14 protein-coding genes are annotated in these 16653 nt (G+C 69.4%); 12 read left to right on the top strand and 2 right to left on the bottom strand.

What is annotated here, in order from left to right; translation table 11 throughout:
- The first annotated feature begins 52 nt into the window (after nucleotides 1-52).
- The 11 genes from GTZ97_RS13545 to GTZ97_RS13495 are packed head-to-tail and all read left to right on the top strand — an operon-like array spanning nucleotide 53 to nucleotide 12328.
- Nucleotides 53-1033, top strand: a complete 981-nt coding sequence (locus GTZ97_RS13545) for a polysaccharide biosynthesis/export family protein (protein WP_161651175.1) — start codon at nucleotides 53-55, stop codon at nucleotides 1031-1033.
- A gap of 12 nt (nucleotides 1034-1045) precedes the next feature.
- Nucleotides 1046-2407 (top strand): GumC domain-containing protein, encoded by a 1362-nt coding sequence (locus GTZ97_RS13540; RefSeq protein WP_161651174.1) that lies wholly within the window; start codon nucleotides 1046-1048, stop codon nucleotides 2405-2407.
- The gene (locus GTZ97_RS13535; protein ID WP_161651173.1) at nucleotides 2404-3003 is read left to right on the top strand and encodes a P-loop NTPase family protein; all 600 of its coding nucleotides are present in this window, start codon (nucleotides 2404-2406) and stop codon (nucleotides 3001-3003) included. Before GTZ97_RS13540 ends, GTZ97_RS13535 begins: the two co-directional genes overlap by 4 nt.
- Nucleotides 3003-4499: an O-antigen ligase family protein gene (locus GTZ97_RS13530; RefSeq protein ID WP_161651172.1), complete on the top strand. Its 1497-nt coding sequence runs from the start codon at nucleotides 3003-3005 to the stop codon at nucleotides 4497-4499. The genes GTZ97_RS13535 and GTZ97_RS13530 overlap by 1 nt, the downstream gene beginning before the upstream one ends.
- A complete protein-coding gene (locus GTZ97_RS13525) occupies nucleotides 4496-5941 on the top strand; it encodes a lipopolysaccharide biosynthesis protein (protein WP_161651171.1) in 1446 nt (481 codons plus the stop codon). Before GTZ97_RS13530 ends, GTZ97_RS13525 begins: the two co-directional genes overlap by 4 nt.
- Complete coding sequence (locus GTZ97_RS13520; RefSeq protein ID WP_161651170.1) at nucleotides 5938-7065, top strand: glycosyltransferase family 4 protein; 1128 nt, start codon at nucleotides 5938-5940, stop codon at nucleotides 7063-7065. The genes GTZ97_RS13525 and GTZ97_RS13520 overlap by 4 nt, the downstream gene beginning before the upstream one ends.
- Nucleotides 7062-7922 carry a PIG-L deacetylase family protein gene (locus GTZ97_RS13515; protein ID WP_161651169.1) on the top strand — a complete coding sequence of 287 codons (861 nt, stop codon included), beginning with the start codon at nucleotides 7062-7064 and terminating at the stop codon, nucleotides 7920-7922. The genes GTZ97_RS13520 and GTZ97_RS13515 overlap by 4 nt, the downstream gene beginning before the upstream one ends.
- Nucleotides 7919-8524, top strand: a complete 606-nt coding sequence (locus tag GTZ97_RS13510) for a serine O-acetyltransferase (RefSeq protein WP_161651168.1) — start codon at nucleotides 7919-7921, stop codon at nucleotides 8522-8524. The genes GTZ97_RS13515 and GTZ97_RS13510 overlap by 4 nt, the downstream gene beginning before the upstream one ends.
- The gene (locus GTZ97_RS13505) at nucleotides 8521-9462 is read left to right on the top strand and encodes a glycosyltransferase family 2 protein (protein WP_161651167.1); all 942 of its coding nucleotides are present in this window, start codon (nucleotides 8521-8523) and stop codon (nucleotides 9460-9462) included. The genes GTZ97_RS13510 and GTZ97_RS13505 overlap by 4 nt, the downstream gene beginning before the upstream one ends.
- Nucleotides 9459-11117: an alpha-L-arabinofuranosidase family protein gene (locus GTZ97_RS13500; RefSeq protein ID WP_161651166.1), complete on the top strand. Its 1659-nt coding sequence runs from the start codon at nucleotides 9459-9461 to the stop codon at nucleotides 11115-11117. The genes GTZ97_RS13505 and GTZ97_RS13500 overlap by 4 nt, the downstream gene beginning before the upstream one ends.
- A 20-nt stretch (nucleotides 11118-11137) precedes the next feature.
- On the top strand, nucleotides 11138-12328 hold the full coding sequence (locus GTZ97_RS13495; protein WP_161651165.1) for a glycosyltransferase family 4 protein: 1191 nt from the start codon (nucleotides 11138-11140) through the stop codon (nucleotides 12326-12328).
- A 24-nt stretch (nucleotides 12329-12352) separates the two neighbouring features.
- Here the strand turns inward: GTZ97_RS13495 and GTZ97_RS13490 are convergent, their stop codons facing one another.
- Both GTZ97_RS13490 and GTZ97_RS13485 read right to left on the bottom strand, forming a co-directional pair.
- Nucleotides 12353-13672, bottom strand: coding sequence for an Hsp70 family protein (locus GTZ97_RS13490; RefSeq protein WP_161651164.1), 1320 nt, complete (start codon nucleotides 13670-13672; stop codon nucleotides 12353-12355).
- Between the two features lie 58 nt (nucleotides 13673-13730).
- On the bottom strand, nucleotides 13731-14732 hold the full coding sequence (locus GTZ97_RS13485; protein WP_161651163.1) for an AraC family transcriptional regulator: 1002 nt from the start codon (nucleotides 14730-14732) through the stop codon (nucleotides 13731-13733).
- Between the two features lie 187 nt (nucleotides 14733-14919).
- Here GTZ97_RS13485 and GTZ97_RS13480 point away from each other — a divergent pair, with 187 nt between their 5' ends.
- Nucleotides 14920-16500, top strand: a complete 1581-nt coding sequence (locus GTZ97_RS13480; protein ID WP_161651162.1) for a flavin-containing monooxygenase — start codon at nucleotides 14920-14922, stop codon at nucleotides 16498-16500.
- The last annotated feature ends 153 nt before the right edge of the window (nucleotides 16501-16653 follow it).

Raw genomic sequence — 16653 nt, 5'->3', positions numbered from 1 at the left:
GGCAGGTCGAACGAGTGGGTGGACGTGGGCGAGTGCATGGTGGATGCGCGCGATGGCTGCCTGGGTGTCGCTGGTGTTGGTCGGCTGCGCTGGCACGCCCGCCGGGCCCGAGTTGGCCAGCCTGCCGGTGGCGCCGGCGGCGAGTGCGCCCGTGGCCTTTGCGCTGATGCCCGGTGACGAGCTGGAGCTCAAGGTGCCCGACGCCCCCTTGTACGACCAGATCGTGCGCGTGCGGCCGGATGGCAAAGTGGCCCTGCAGGTCATTGGCACGGTGCACGTGCAGGGGCGCAGCCCGGAGGACGTGCAGGCCGAGGTGCGTGAGCGGTATGCGCGGGCTGCGGGCGGCCAGCAGCGCCGCGAGTATTTGCTGCAGGCCAACGACGAGATCGACATCAAGTTCCCGTATCAGCCGGCCTTCAACGAGCAGCTGCGTGTGCGGCCAGACGGCAAGATCCAGCTGCAACTGATTGGCACCGTGCAGGCCGAGGGCCTGAGCCCTGAAGCGCTGCGCGACGAGCTGCGCAAGCGGTATGCGCAGCACCTGCGTGTGCCTGAGCTCAGCGTCATCCTGCGCAGCGCCAGTTCGCAGATGGTGCAGACCGACGCAGGCCCCGGCCGGGCCGGCCTGTCGCGGCTGGAGCCGGTGGTGATGGTGCGCGCCTTCCAGTCGCCGCAGGTGTTCGTGACCGGCGAGGCCGCGCGCCCGGGCATGTTGCCGCATCTGCCCGGCATGACGCTGATGCAGGCGCTGGCGCAGGCGGGCGGCCACTTGCCCACCGCCGATGTCAGCCAGCTGGTCGTGGTGCGCCGTGGTGCCGGCGGCCAGGCCGAGGTCATTCGCCCGCAGCTGTCGTCGCGCTACCTGTCTGCGCCCGACCGCGATGTGGTGCTGCAGCCGTTTGACATCGTGCTGCTGCCGCCCAGCCGCATCGCCGAGCTGGGTCAGCGCCTGGATCAGTACCTGTTCAAGATCCTGCCCCCATTGCGCAACAGCTCGTTCGGCTTTGTGTATGACCTGAATGTGAAGGACTGACCGATGCAAGGCATGGCAGCGCTTTATCCTGCTCAGCCGCCCGCAGCCGGCCATGGCTTCACTGGCCGTGACCTGTGGCGCCAGGGTTTCAAGCACGGCGGGCTCATCCTGCTGGCGTTTGTGGTGGTCACGGCCATCGTCGGCCTGGCGGCGTGGGTGCAACCGGCCGCCTATGTGGCCGAGACCAAGGTCTGGATCAAGACCGACCAGCAGGGCTCGCCGTCTTTCCTGTCCGGTGTGGCGGCCTACCGCGACGCGCAAATGCCCGATCCGGCCAACCGCAAGCTGGAAACCGAGCAGCAGCTGCTGACCTCGCGCGCCAACGTCGAGGCGGTGGTGCGGCAGCTGGGCATCCGCAAGGCGCAACTGGTGGACACGCCGATGAGCTACCTGATGGACAGCCCGGCGGTATCGTGGCTGCGGTCGCGGCGCGAACCGGTGGAGGCCGAGCGCGAGCTGCAGGACACGGTCGACCTGTTCCTGCAGGCGCTCAAGGTGAGCCCCGCGCGCTCGAAGACGGCCGACACCACTTCCAACCTGCTGGAGGTGCAGCTGGAGACGCGCGATCCGGCGCTGTCTGCGCGCGCGCTCAACGCGCTGGTGCAGGCCTACCAGCAGTTCGGTGTGGAACTCAATCGGCGCCAGGGGGCGGCCTCGTTCGACTTGATCCAGCAGAAAGTCGACGAAACACGGCAGGAGCTCGATGAGCTCGACGCCCGCCTGCTCAACCTGATGGTGCAGCGCGGTAGCCGGCTGGATGTGCCCTCGCCTGCGGCCGCTGGCAGCCGCCTGGCCCTGGCCGACGAGGCCTCGGGGCTGCGCATGGACACGGTGCTGGGCAGCGCGCGGGTGGGGGGCGAATCGACCGCCGCCTTGATGAAGGGCCAGGCCCTGGCGCTGCAGAGCAAGGTCGAGGAACTGCGTCAGGTCTACACCGACGAGGCCGAACCCGTGCAGAGCGCGCGCCGTCAGCTGGGCCAGCTCGAAGGACGCCTCAAACGCAGCGTGTTGGCTGGCGCCCAGATCGACGCCCAGATCCAGCAGCTTGAACGCGCGCGCCTGCTCGCGCAGGAGCGCTACGGTGAGTTGCGCCGCCGCATGGACCAGATCGAGCTGTACCTGGCGTCGGTGCCGGACGAGGCGGCCACACGGGTGCAGTTGCATCCCGCCATGGCCCCCACGAAGGCGCAACAGAAAAAGAAGATCCTGCTGGCGGCCCTGGGGCCGGTGGCGGGCCTGATGCTGGGCCTGATGCTGGCAGGCCTGCGCGCTTACTTCGACCACCGGCTGCAGTCGGCCGACGAGGTGCAGCGTTATCTGGGTCTGGACACGCTGGGCGTGGTGCCGGTGCTGTCGGGTAAGGAGCGCGCATGAGCCCACTGAACGAAGCCGGTTTTCACAGCCTGGGATTGCAGGTGCTCAGTCGGCTGCCCGCCTCGGATGCCGGCCAGGTCGTGCTGGTGAGCAGCGCGCGGGCGGGCGAGGGCAAGACGCTGGTGTCGCGGCGCCTGGCGCAGGCATTGGTCGAGCAGTGCACCGGGCCGGTGGCCTGGGTGGACGCTGGCAGCATGCACGCCGAGGCGGCCGCAGGCTGGGCCGAGCTGCTGCAGGGGCATGCGTTGGATGAGGCCATGCTGGGCCGCGTCACCGATGGGGTTCACACACTGGGGCCAGGCACGCGACCGGCCGCACAACGGCTGTTTCAGCCGCACGGCGTGCAACAGGCCCTGGCGGCGCTGCGCGCGCGTTGCGCGATGACCGTGGTCGATGGCGGGCCGCTGGCCGCCTGTGGCGCGCTGTTGCAAGCCGTCGACGGCGTGCTGCTGGTCGTGGACGCAGGCGAGACGCGCCGTGAGGTCGTACAAGGTGCGCTGCAGGCCCATCCCGTGGCGTCCGAGCGCATGCTGGGGGTGGTGCTCAACCGCCGGCCCAGCTATGTGCCGGCCTGGCTCTATCGACGGGCGCTCTGATGTCCACCCACACCCGTGCCGCCGCGCGCGCCTGGCCTTGGTGGGCCATGGGGCTGGCCGTGGCCGCACTGGTGGGGTGGATGATCGTGGCCAGCCTGCAGGACAAGGCCAGCCTGCCGCTGCTGATCGTGGTGGCGCTGGCGGGCGGCGCGGGCCTGGCCTGGCACCGCGGCAACAAGCGCAGGCTGTGGCTGGGCCTGCTGTTCTTCACGGCGCCTTTCAGTCTGAGCAAGGCCCTGGTGCCGCCGCTCGATGTGTTCTATTCGCCCGGTTGGTATCTCTCGGTCTCGCACGTGGTGCTGTTCGTCCTGGCGGGCGGCTGGGTGGCCTCCCGGCTGTGGATCGCGCGACGGCCCCTGCCGCTGACGGCGCTGGACCGGCTGGCGCTGTGCTTTCTCGCGTGGATCTGGGTGACCATCCTCGCTTCACCCACGGTGTCCTTGCTGACGGTGGCCACCGGCATCACCTACTCACTGTGCGTGCTGGGCTACTACGTGGTCTCGCATGCCATCGAGGACGAGGCCGATGTGCGTGCCGTCCTGGCGGTGCTGCCGTGGGCGCTGGGCCTGCAGTTCCTGCTCGTGCTCGCGCAGATGGCCACCAGCAGCTACGTGACGCTGCCGGGTGCCAAGGTGCCGATGGCCGTGGGCACGGTCAACTTCGGGGGGCTGGAGGCCGCGGCCTTTCGGCCCATTGGCGCCTTCGATCATCCCAACGCCCTGGCCGACTACCTCACGCTGCTGCTGGCGCCTGCGCTGGCCTTCGTGCTCATGGGGCCGCAACGCATTGCCGCGCGGGTATGGTGGGTGGCGCTTGGCGTGTTGGGGGTGGCCGGTGTGATGCTCCTGGCCACGCTGTCTCGGGGCGGCTGGGCGGCGTTTGCGCTGGCCGTGCTGGTGATCGCCGCGCTGTACTGGCGGCTGCGCGTGATCGGGCCGACCCACCTGGTGGCTGGCGCGCTGGCCGGTGTGGCCCTGCTCGGCGCCATTCTGGTGGCCTACCCGCAGGTGCTGTGGCGGCTGACGCAGCCGGACGACCGCTCCACGGAATCCCGATTGGTGCTCAACGACCAGGCGCTCACCATCATCCGCGCGCAGCCCCTGACCGGCGTGGGTTTTGGCCAGTACAGCCGGGCCGCGCATGAGCACATCCCGCCTTCGTTCGCCACCATTTCTGAGGACTACCAAAAGCAGCTGCTCGAACTGGTGGTGCACAACCATTACCTGCTGCTGGCTGCCGAGCTGGGTGTGCCAGCCATGCTGTTCTGGGTCTACCTGATGTGGCGCTGGGTGCGCCAGGCTTGGCCGCTGTCGCGCTGGCGCGATCCGGGCACACAGGCCCTGGCCGTCGGGCTGGTGGGTGCGCTGGTCAGCCAGATGTTGTTTCTGGCGTCAGACAACTACTACGCTGATGTGCGCGTGTTCATGCTGTGGCTGACGGCCGGGCTGCTTCAGGCCCTGTGCCGCTTGCGGCCGACAGGCGAGGGGCGGCCATGAGCGCCCGCGCGCTGGTGCAGCGCTTTCTGTCGGTCACGGTGATGCGCGTGGGCATCGCCATGCTGAATTTCGGGCTCTTCTGGGTGATGTCGCATCGCCTCGGGGTGAGCGCGCTGGGCGGCTTTGCGTGGGCGATGAACCTGTTCTTTCTGCTGCAGGCCTTGCCGCTGCTGGGGCTGCAGCCCCATCTGACCCGCAGCGTGGCAGCGCAGCCAGGAGAAGCCGGCGGGATGGCGCGCGCGGCCTTGTGGTTCGGCTTGATGCCCGGGGTGGCGCTGGCTGCAGCGGTGGTGGGCTACGCGCTGTGGGCGGGTGAGCCGCGCTGGCAGGTGGCCTTGAGCTGGCTGGCGCTGGCGCTGGTGCCCACGGTGTGGACGCTGGCGGCCGAGGCCGTGCTCGTGGGCCGCGAACTGCTGCGGGCGGTGGTCGGCGTGAACCTGGCTGAATCGGCCTGGCGCGTGCTGGCGGCCATCTGGCTGGTGGCTGGTGATGCCGATCTGGATGCCTTCATGGCCTGCTTCTGCGCCGGGCGCTGGCTGGCGGCGGTCGCCTACGCGCTGCATCCCGTGCTGCGCGGTGCCTGGCGGCCGGCGCGCTGGGCGGCCGTGCAGGCGCTGGCCACCCACACGCCCACGTTTCTGGCCATCACGTTGGTGACGGCGCTGGCCACCCGGCTCGACTTGCTGGTGCTGCCCTCGCTGGTCGGCGTGGGCGCGGCGGGCGTGTATGCCGCGGCCGCACGGGTCAACGATGCGGCGTTGCTGGCCTCCACAATGATGCTGGTGGTCGTGTTCCCGGTGTTGTCGCGCTGGTTCGTGCACGACCGTGCCCGCTTTCTGACGCTGATGGCGCGCACCCTGCGCTGGGCGCTGGTGCTGGGGGTGCCGGCCGCCCTCATCGGCATGGCGCTGGCGCCGTGGGTGGTGAGCTGGCTGTACCCGCCTGACCTGCAGGGCGCTGCGCCGGTGCTGCAGGTGCTGCTGCTGGCCGCCTGGTGGATGACGCTGGATCAACTGCTGTCGACTGCGATGCTGGCCGCGCAGGCGCAGCGGGCTGACCTGCGCTGCATGCTGGTGGGCCTGGGGGCGCTGGTGCCGCTGCTGGTGGGCCTGTCTCTGTGGCAGGGCGCGCCCGGTGCGGCTGCCGCGCTGGTGCTGGCGCTGACCTTGCGCGTGCTGGCGCGTCTGGCGTGGGCGCAGCGCGCGCTGCCGGTCGATGGCCTGCTGGCGCTGGCCGGGCGCTGCCTCGTCGCGGCCGCCGCCGCATTGGGCGTCTTCGCCTGGGCGCAGGCACCGCATGGCGTGCTCATCGCCCTGCTGCTGGGCACGCTGGCCTACGCCGCGGCGCTGCCCCTGGTGGGCGGCTGGACGCGCTGGCATGCCGAAGACTGCCGTGCCGCTGGCCAATGGTGGCGCGCGCGCCGGCAGGGAGGGGCGGCATGAGGATCCTCCACCTCGACCCCGATGACCTGGGCAACCCGCTGGCGGGCGGCGGGCCGTTGCGCACCTTCGAGATCTGTCGGCGTCTGGCGCGCCAGCACGAGGTCACCGTGCTGACGCCCACTTTTCCGGGCTCGACGCCCGAGCTGGTGCGCGATGGCGTGCGCTACGTGCGCCTGGGACGCAAGATCCGCGACCATGGCTCGTCGCACCACATCACTTTTCTGGCCAGCTTGCCGCGGGCGGTGCGCCAGTTCGATTACGACCTGCTGGTCGAAGACTTCATGCCGCCCGCCTCGGCCACCTGGACGCCGCTGTTCCGCCGGCGAAGCAAGCCGTTCGTGGGCGTGGTTCAGTGGTTCTCGGCGCGGCGCTACACCGAATGGCTCAAGCTGCCTTTTCACTGGGGCGAAGAGTACGGCGTGCGGCTGTACCCCAACCTGATCGTGTTGTCCGACGACATGCGTCAGCGCATGCTGGCGCGTCACCCGCGAGGCCGTGTCGAGGTCATTCCCAATGGCGTGCCCGACGAGCTGTTTGACATCCCGATCAGCCCGGGCGATCACCTGCTGTACCTGGGCCGCGTCGAAGTCGAGGCCAAGGGCATCGACCTCTTGCTGCAGGCGCTGGCGGCCATTCCCGAGCAGCGCCGCCCGCGCCTGGTGCTGGCCGGCAATGTGCAGGATGCCGATGCGTTGGCCCACTGGCTCGACCGAACCGGTACGCGGGCGTGGGTCGATGTGCGCGGCCCCTACGACGCGGCCGGGCGTGTGCAACTGCTGCAGGCCTGCCGGGCGCTGGTCATGCCCTCGCGCTGGGAGACCTTCGGGATGGTGATTGCCGAGGCCAACGCAGCAGGGCGGCCGGTCATCGTGTGGAACCGCCCACCGATGAACGAGGTGGTCGGGCCGGGGGGCTGGCGGGTACAGCCGGAAGATGTTGTGGCACTGGCCGCCGCCATGCAGGCCGCCATGGCGGCGCCCGATGCTGAGCTGGCGCGCCGCGGCGAGGTCGACCGCGCCCATGCGCGCCGCTACAACTGGGATGCGGTCACGGCCCAGCAGCTCGCCTTCTACGAGCAACTGCGCGAGCGCCACGCCCACGCGCGCCGCAAGGAGCCCGCATGATCAACCGCCTTGTGCGCTGGGCCTACCGGCGCTTTCTGCGGCCCGATGCCCGCAACTCGTTGGCTGTGGCGCTGATGTTGGCCGAGCACGACCGCTGGCCGCGGCCGATCGAATCCTGCTCGGAGCAGCGTGTGGTGGTCTTGTCGCCCCATCCGGACGACGAGGCCATCGGCTGTGGCGGTGCCGTGCTGTGCCATGTGGCGGCGGGCGCTCAGGTCAGTGTGATCCACATTGCCGACGGTCGCTGGGGCGACCGCCGGCTGCACGATCCTGCGTTGGCGCCCGAAGCCCGGGCCGCCATGCAGCAGGCCCTGATGGCCGAGCGCGAAGCCGAAGCCCGCGCCTGGGCCGAGGGTGCCGGTTGCCAAGTGGGCTTTCTGGCGCTGCCCGACGGCGGCGTGCGCCCCGACGAGGCGGCCGTGAGGCGCCTGGCGCAGCACCTCGACGAATGCGCCCCCGAGCTCATCTACCTGCCGTTTGTGATGGACTTGCTGGAAGATCACTGGCAGACCAATCGCCTGCTCGATGCGGCCTTGATGCGCTGTGGCGCGTGGGCCCGTCGCGTGCGGCTGCGCGGCTACGAGGTGTGGGCGCCGGTGGTGGCCAACCGCGTGCTCGACATCACCGTGGTGGCCGAGCGCAAGCAGGCGCTGCTGGGGCTGTATCGCTCGCAGCTGCGCGATGTGGATTACCGCCGCTGCATCGACGGGCTCAACACCTGGCGCGCGATGATGCTGCCCCGCACGGGCCAAGGTCGCGCCGAGGCCTTCTTCGAGGGCTCGGTGCCGGCCTGGCGCGCGCTGTGGCGGGCGCTGCCTTCCAGGCCGGCCGACCCGCAGGACAAGGACGCTGCATGACACCCCCCACCCCTTTGCGCTGGGCCGAGACCTGGCGGCTGATCCGAAGCGACTTCCACCGGCTGGCCGACTGGCTGGGCGGCGGCGGCCTCGCACAGAAGGCCTACTGGAGCCTGCAGCCCAACTTCCAGGCCATCTTCTGGTATCGCATTGCGCGCTACCTCTACGTCAACGGCTGGCGCAACACGGCCCGGCTCATCTTTCTGGTGAAGCTCTACATGACGCGGGTCGAGATCCCGCCCACGGCCGACATCGGCGAAGGCCTGCTGATCGCACATGCCACCGGCGTGGTGCTGTTCGGCAAGCTCGGCCGCAACGTGTCGGTGATGGGTGGGGGTGGCACAGGCGGTGGCGTGCAACCGCTGGACATCGGCGGCGGGCCAGGCTACCCGGTCGTGGGTGATGACGTCTTCCTCGGTTGGGGCGCAAAGGTGTTCGGCCCGGTTCGGGTGGGCGATGGCGCGCACCTCGGCCCTGATGCCAATGTGTTTGTCGACGTGCCCGCCGGCAGCCGCGTGTACGGGCCGCGGGCTGTGATCAAGCCGCCGCCAGATGTGGCGCCCGCCCCGTCCGCGGCTTCGCAACAGGAGGACGTCGCATGAGCCAGCCCATCGTGTCCATCATCGTGGTCAACTGGAACGTACGTGAGTTGCTGCGCGCCTGCCTGCAATCGGTGCGCACCGCATCCGGCCTGGCGCCCGACCAGCAGGAGGTCTTCGTCGTCGACAACGCCTCGCACGACGGCAGCGTCGACATGGTGCGGACCGAGTTCCCCGAGGTGCATCTGACGGCCAACGCCGACAACGTGGGCTTTGGACGGGCCAACAACCAGGTGCTCGACGCCTGCCGGGGGCGCTACATCCTGCTGCTCAACCCGGATACCGTGGTGCTCGATGGCGCGATTGCGCGCACGGTGGCGCGCATGGACGCGCTGCCCGATGTGGCGGTGATGGGCTGCCGCTTGCTCAACGCCGATGGCAGCCTGCAGCGCTGGACGGGCGGGGCCTTCCCCCGCGCGTGCAACCTGGCCAACCACTACCTCTTTCTGGATCGCCTGCTGCCGCGGGCATGGCGGCCCATGCCGCTGTTTCTTGACCGCGATGTGGACGACGAGATCGATGTCGACTGGATCTGTGGCGCCTACATGATGCTGCGCACCGACGCCCTGCAAGGCAAGCTGTTCGATCCCGCCTTCTTCATGTACGGCGAAGACATGGAGCTGTGTCACCGCCTCAAGCTGGCTGGCCACCGCGTGGTGTACTCGCCGAGGGCGTCCATCATCCATTACCAGGGCGAGAGCATGAAGCAACAGCAGGGTGATGTGCTGCTGTCGGCCTTGAAAGGCCCGCGCCAGTTCTATGCGCAGATGCGCGGTGCCGACCGCGTCTGGGTGTTCGACCTGTTCACGATTTTGGGCTTCGGCCTGCGGTGGCTGGCGTTCAGCGCGGGCGCGTGGATCCGGCCGGCGTGGGCCCCGCGTGCGGCGTCGAGCCGCGACCTGATGGGGCGCGCCTGGCGCATCCGCAGGAGCCACGGATGAGCACGCCCGTGCATCCGCATCGTCCTGCCCGAGGCGGCGTGCGCCTGTGGCTGGCCCTGCTGGTGGCCGCGGCAGTCGCTGGCCTGCTGTTCGCTTGTGGCGGCGGCGGAGGCGGCGGCGGAGGCAGCAGCGATGCGGCAGACCGCCTGCCACCCGGCCCCACCGAGCCTGTGCAGGGCCTGCCCGCCGGGCCGACCGAGGCCACGCTGACGCTGGCGCTGGACGCGCCCGGCGAGCCGGTCAACCCGGCCATCCTGGGTAGCAATGTGCAGTGGGTCGACCGGGGCGATGGCCTTTTGGATGCACAAGGCCGCTTGCGTGAGGACATGCTGCAGGCCGTGCGCGCCATGGGCGTGCGCAGCCTGCGCTACCCCGGAGGCGCGCTGGCCGATGCCTACCGCTGGGAGCGCGGCATGGGACCGCTGGCCAGCCGTGGCCTGAACCGCCACGTGCACAGCCACACCGAGCAGCGCACGCTGATGGGCACGCAGGAGTTTCTGGAGCTGTGCGAGGCCGTGGGCGCTGCGCCGCTGATCACCGTCAACATCGCGACCGGCACGCCAGAAGAGGCGGCGGCCTGGGTGCGCCAGGTCAATGTCACCGGGCTGACCTCTCGGCGCACCGGCCAGCCGCTGCCGGCGGTGCGCGACTGGGAGCTGGGCAACGAGCCCCATTTGAAGATCGACGGCGAGCCCACGCTGTGGACGCGGCCCGAGGTGTTTGCCCAGCGCGTGCGCGCGTTTGCTCAGGCCATGCGCGCCGCCGACCCGGACATCCGCCTGATCCTGCCGCTGAGCCTGAACACGCGCAACGGCTTTCCGGTGACGGCTTACCAGGATGTCGACTTCATCGACACCGTGCTGGCGGGGGGCGCGCCCGATGTCGATGCCATCAGCCTGCACAACGCCTATGCGCCCTTTGGCATGGAGGCCCGCCACAGCGAGCAGGCGCTGTACTGGGGCGGCATGGCCGGCGCACGGGCGTTCGCGGCCGATGTGGCGGAGGTGCGCCGCCGCCTGGCCCCGACCTGGCCGGGCCGCAGCATGCCGCTGGCCATCACCGAACACGGCCCGCTGTTCACGCTGGGCCGAGGTGACAGCGATGCGCTGATCCGCTCGCCGGCCGGCGCCGTGGTGCTGGCCGATCTGCTGCGCGTGTTCGCCCAGACGCCCGACGTGGTGGCGGCCCATCACTGGTCGCTCAGCGGCAACTGGCATTTCGGGGCGCTGCGCGACGACGCCACGGCGCGCCCGGCCGCGCAGGTGATGGCGCTGTTCGCGCAGGCCTGGCAGGGCCGGCAGATGGGGGCGAGCGTGACGGCCCCACAGGTGGCCACGGCATCGGTGGGCGGCAGCGCGCCGGTGGCCGACCTGCCCTTGTTGGAAGCGCTGGGCAGCCAGGACGGCGATGTGGCGCGTGTGTGGCTGGTGCACAAACATCCATCACAGCCCATGCGCGTGAGCGTGGGCGCGTTGCCCGCGGGCTGGCGTGCCGTGCGTCTGCACACGTTGCATGCCGACGACCTGTTCGACCGGCGTGAGGTGCCAGCGCTGTTGCGCGCCGAGATCACCGAGCTGGCCGCGCCGACGGAATCCGTGGCGCTGCCGCCGGCCAGCATCGGCCTGTTGGTGTTGCAGCGCGAGGCGACGCCGTGAGTCCGTCTATGTCACCGCACATGAGCCGCCCCAGCCGACGTCCGCGCATCGGCGTCGATTTCCACACCTTCGACGGCATCTTTCAGGGCAGTCGCTCGCACCTGCTGGGCCTGTACGGGCAGGCCGTGCAGCTGGCTCCGCATTGGGACTTCTTCCTGCTGCTGGACGACCCGCAGGCCCTGTGCCGCGATCACCCCGTGTTCGACCGGCCCAATGTGCATCCCACACGCATGCCGCATGCTGCCGGTCCGGTGCGCCTGGCCTGGCAGCTGCCGCTGCTGCGTCGTGAGCTGCAGCTGGACCTGCTGCACCTGCAGTACCGGCTGCCGTGGTGGGGCGAGGGCCCGTATGCCTGCACCATCCACGACGTGCTGTTCGAGAGCCACCCGCAGTTCTTCTCGCGGCCCTTCACCTGGCTGGCGCGCTGGAGCAGCCGCGATGCGGTTCGCCGCGCGCGCGCGCTGCTCACCGTGAGCGCGTACTCGCAGGCCGAGTTGGCGCGCCATTACGGCGTGGCACCCTCGCGCATCCAGGTCACGCACAACGGCGTCGACCTGGCCCGCTTCCGGCCCGACATCGACCCCACGCCGCTGCAGGCCCTGGGTCTGACGCCAGGCGGCTACCTGTGCTGCGTCGGCCGACTGGAGCCGCGCAAGAACCATGTGGGCCTGGTTCAGGCCTATGCGCGTCTGCCCGCGGGCCAGCGCCCGCCACTGGTCATCGTCGGCCAGCGCGATTTCGCGTACGCCGAGGTGTTCAAGCTCGTGCAGCAGCTGGGCCTGCAGGACGAGGTGCGCTTCCTCGAGCGCGTCTCCGATGCCGAACTGGGGGCCGTGCTGGCCCATGCCCGCCTGTTTGTCTACCCCAGCTGGGCCGAGGGCTTCGGCATGCCGGTGCTGGAGGCCATGGCCTGTGGCGTGCCGGTGGTCACCTCGCGCGGCACCGCGCTGCAAGAGGTGGCAGAAGGTGTGGCCTGGCTGGCTGACCCGCATGACCCGGCCCAGCTGGCGCAGGTCATGGCCCGCGCGCTGGCAGAAGACGACGCCGCGCGTCAGGCGCGCATTGCGCAGGGCCTGGCGCGCGCCCTCGCGTTCGACTGGGCCTCTTCCGCCCGCGTGCTGCTGCAGTCGCTGGCCGCAGCCCTGCCCGGTGCGATGGTCACGCCCGATGCCCGTGCTGCTGCCGCTTCGCCGGGCCGGCCCGCCGGGTGACGCGGTCGAGCGCGCGCCGCGCCGTCAGGCAAACCGGCGCGCCGCGTGCAGGCCCAGGCCCGTGGCCACCGAGGCCAGCCGGTCGCCGCGCACGGCCGCCGCGTGCGGAAACGCCGCCTGCAGCCGCTGCGTGAGCGCGCGCAAGCCCGTGGAGCCGCCCGTGAAGTACAGCGCGTCGATCTGCGTGTCTTGCAGGCCGGCCAGGCGCACGGTCTCATGCGCGCACGCCACGATGCGCTGCAGGTCGCTGTCCAGCGCGCCTTCGGCTTCGGCGCCACCCAGCGCCGCCTGCAACCCGGCTTCGATCAGCGCCAGGTTCAACACCGTGTCCTGGCCCTCGGCCGTCTCGATCTTGGCGGCCTCGGCCAGGCCCACCAGCGCGTGGCCCAGGCGGTCCTTGATCACCTTCATCAACCGTGCATGGTGGCGCGGGTCACCGTAGAAGTCGCCCATGCCGCGCAGCTCGGCCACCCGCGCAGGCTGGTAGACGGTGTTGATCAGGTGCCAGGTCGCCAGGTCGAAGTACACGCGGCTGGGCACGGGCCGCGGTGGCTGCCCCCCGATGCTGGGGCCGAAGGCGCCCAGACCCAGTGTGGGCATGATGCTGTGCAGCGAGAGGTGGCGGTCGAAGTCGGTGCCCGCCACGTGCACGCCGTGGTTGGCCAGGATGTCGTCCCGCCGTTCCAGCCGCGCCGCGCGTGCAGGGCCCACCCGCACCACCGAGAAGTCCGAGGTGCCACCGCCGATGTCGGCCACCAGCACTGTCTGCTCTTGCGTGATGTGCTGCTCATGGTCGAAGGCGGCGGCGATCGGTTCGAACTGAAACGCCACCTCGTCGAAGCCCACGCTGCGGGCGGCCGCCTCCAATGAGGCCTGGGCCGCCGCGTCGCGGGCCGGGTCGTCGTCCACAAAGAACACGGGGCGCCCCATGACCACGCGCGTCAGCGGCTGGCCGCCGGCCTGCTCGGCCTTGAGCCGCAGGTGGCGCAGATAGGCGCTGATGATGTCCAGGTACTTCACGCCGTGGCCTTGGCCCACCTCGGTGGTCTGATCGGCCAGCGCGGTGCCCAGCACGCTCTTCATCGAGCGCATCAGCCGGCCCTCGTAGCCCTCGATGTAGGCCTGGATGGCCGCGCGGCCGTGGCAACGGGGCAGCGCATCGTCGGCCGTCGGGCCGGGCACGGCGCCCTGGGGCAGATCATGCCGGTCGGTCGCATAGAACACCGCGGTCGGCATGGTCAGGTGGTCGGCCTCGAGTGGCACCAGCCGCATTCCCTTGGCGTCGGAAGCAGGAATGGCGATGGCCGAGTTGGATGTGCCGAAGTCAATGGCGCAAAAGGTCATGCAGCGTCAATCAGGAAAGAGGGGGCGCGGGGGGGGGCGGTGAAGGTGGCGAAAGCGGTCATCGGCCGCGAAAAGCCGAGGGGCTCGTGCCTGCCCAGCGCTGGAAGGCGTGAATGAAGGCGGCGGATTCGGCGTAGCCCAGTTGCTGGGCAATTGCCTCGATGGGCAGGGCGGTGTGTTTGAGCAGATGGCGGGCCTTGGCATAGCGCGCCTCGGCCAGCAGGTCGCGGAAGTTGGTGCCTTCCTCGCCCAGTTGCCGCCGCAGCGTGCGCTCCGACAGGCCCAGCGCCTTGGCCACCTCTTCGGCACCGGGGTAGCTGCCACTGAAGAGGCCGAGGTGCGTCAGCACCCGGTCCTTGAGGGTTTCGCTGCTGGCCTCCTGGGCCACCAGCTGCTGGTCGCACATGGTGCGGTACATCGCGTGGGCGTTCGGGTCGGCGGAGGGCAGCTTGAGCTGCAGGTGCTCGTTGCGCATCCAGAAGCGGGCCTCTGCCTCGCCAAAGCGCACGGGGCAGCCAAAGTAGCGTTCGTACTCCAGCGCCTCGGGCGGGCGCGGGTAGGGCATGTCGATGCGCTCGGCGTGGATGTCCAGCCCCAGGCTCACCTGCATGTCGCGCACCATCTTGTAGGTGCCCGAGACCTCGCCGTCGACCCGAAAGCGAAACGCCCGGGCTTCCATCGCCATCGGCGTGAGCACCAGCGCACTGAGCTTGTCGCCCGGCTCGAAACGCAGGGTGCCGAACAGGTAGGTCAGCCGCTGGTAGCGGACGCCGGTCTGGATGGCCTCGTAGGCGCTGCCGCAGGTCATCAGCAACATCACCAGCGGCCCGTAGCCCGCCAGGCCGTAGAAGCCGCCCAGCCGCAGGCCCGTGAGCGGGTCGCGCACGGCCTCGGCCAGGTCGGCATAGATGCGCAGCTCGCGCGAGCGCTCGATGCGCGTGCTCGGGTCGAGCTTGTCCAGGCTCAGCCCGTGGCGTGCGAGCACCGCCTCGGGCTGTTCGCCGAGTTGCTTGAGGCCTTGCACCAGGTAGATCAACCCGAGGACGGAACGCGTGCTCATTTGACTTTTGTCAATTAGTTGGCAGCTCACCCCACGCGTAAACCCGCGAAGTGGCCGAAACGATCAATTGTTGGTCGAATCTAGCATGGCCCGCCCTGTTCACCGTCGGCACCATGCACCCATGTTCGGAGACACGCCACGGCAGCCCCGCCGCGGCGCCACAGAGCCAGACCCAGAGGTGCAACCCATGAGCAACAACACCACCGCTTCGCAAACCGTCCGCCACGTCGAAGTGGCCATTGCCGGCGCCGGCTTCGGCGGCCTGTGCATGGCCATCCAGTTGCAGAAGCACGGTATCCAGGACTTCCTCATCCTCGAGAAGAAGGGCGAGGTCGGGGGCGCCTGGCGCGACAACCACTACCCGGGCGCCGCCTGCGACGTGCAGTCGCACATGTACTCCTACTCGTTTGAGACCAAGGCCGACTGGTCCAAGCGCTATGCGCCGTGGCACGAGATCCAGCAGTACATTCTGGAGACGGTCAAGAAGCACAACCTGCGGCCCAAGATCCACTTCAATCAGGAAGTGGTCAGCGCGGTGTTCAACGAGGGCATCGGCAAGTGGGTGATCAAGACCGCCGGCGGTGAGACCATCATGGCGCGCCACTGGGTGCTCGCCTCGGGCCCGCTGCACGTGCCGGCCGTCCCCGACATCAAGGGGCTGGCGAGCTTCAAGGGCAAGGTCATGCACTCGGCCGAGTGGGACCACAGCTACGACCTCAGCGGCAAGAAGGTGGCCTCGCTGGGCACCGGCGGCTCGGCCATCCAGTATGTGCCCGAGATCGCGCCCAAGGTCGGCCAGCTGCATGTGTTCCAGCGCACGCCGGCGTGGGTCATCCCGCGCGACGAGCGCAGCTACTCGGCCTTCCGCAAGTGGCTGTTCGCTGCCATGCCCTTCACGCGCACGCTGCACCGCTGGCGCTGCTACTGGACGAACGAGTCCCGCGTGTGGCCCATCATGAATCCACCGCTGGCCAAGGTGGGCGAGTTCTTCCTGAAGAAGTTCATCTCGATGCAGGTGAAGGATCCGGCCCTGGTCAAGAAGCTCACGCCCGATTACACGCTGGGCTGCAAGCGCATCCTGATTTCCAACAAGTGGTACCCGACCTTCAACCGCCCCAATGTGGAGCTGGTGACCGATGCCATCTCGCATTTCACCGAAACCGGCATCGTCACCAAGGATGGCAAGACACGCGAACTCGACTGCGTGATTCTGGGAACCGGCTTCATCGTCGACCCGCGGATCTACATGAAGAGCTTCGAGCTGCGCGGGCTCAACGGCCACACGGTACAAGAAGACTGGAAGACCAGCCCCACCAGCTACCTGGGCATCACCACGGCCAACTACCCCAACATGTACCAGCTGGTCGGCCCGCACACCGGCCTGGGCCACAACTCCATCATCTTCATGATCGAGGCGCAGGTGGAGTACATCATCCAGTGCATGAAGCTGGTCAAGGACAAGGGCGCCGATTACATCGACGTCAAGCCTGAGGCCATGACCCGCTTCCTGGGTGAAGTGACCGAGGCCCTGCAGGGCACGGTGTGGAACTCGGGTTGCAAGAGCTGGTATCAGACCGCCGATGGCATCAACTTCGCCATCTGGCCGTGGTCGACCTGGAAGTACTGGCTGCGCACCCGCCATGTCATCGAAGGCGACTACGTCTTCCGCCAATGTGGCGCGCGCCTGGCGGGGCAGAGCGGTGCCTCGGCAGCGGTCCCCGCTGCGGTGGCGCCCGAGCAGGCCATGGCCCGCGCCGCCGCCCGCTGAGTTCGGTTGTCTCCTGTGTTGCAGGGCGCCTTCGGGCGCCCTTTTTTCACTTGATGCAGATCAGCATGCAGCGCTTGCCGGGGCGCGCTTGCGAATGCTTACAAGCCTCTCCCCCTTCAGAGGGGCGATGGTCTGGTGTCCCGCCGCCTATAG

It is taken from the genome of Aquabacterium fontiphilum, from assembly GCF_009909205.1.
In the GTDB taxonomy this organism is placed as follows: Bacteria; Pseudomonadota; Gammaproteobacteria; order Burkholderiales; family Burkholderiaceae_C; genus Aquabacterium; species Aquabacterium fontiphilum.
Note: the sequence above shows the minus strand (reverse complement) of the source record. Positions and strands in the feature narration are given on the sequence as shown.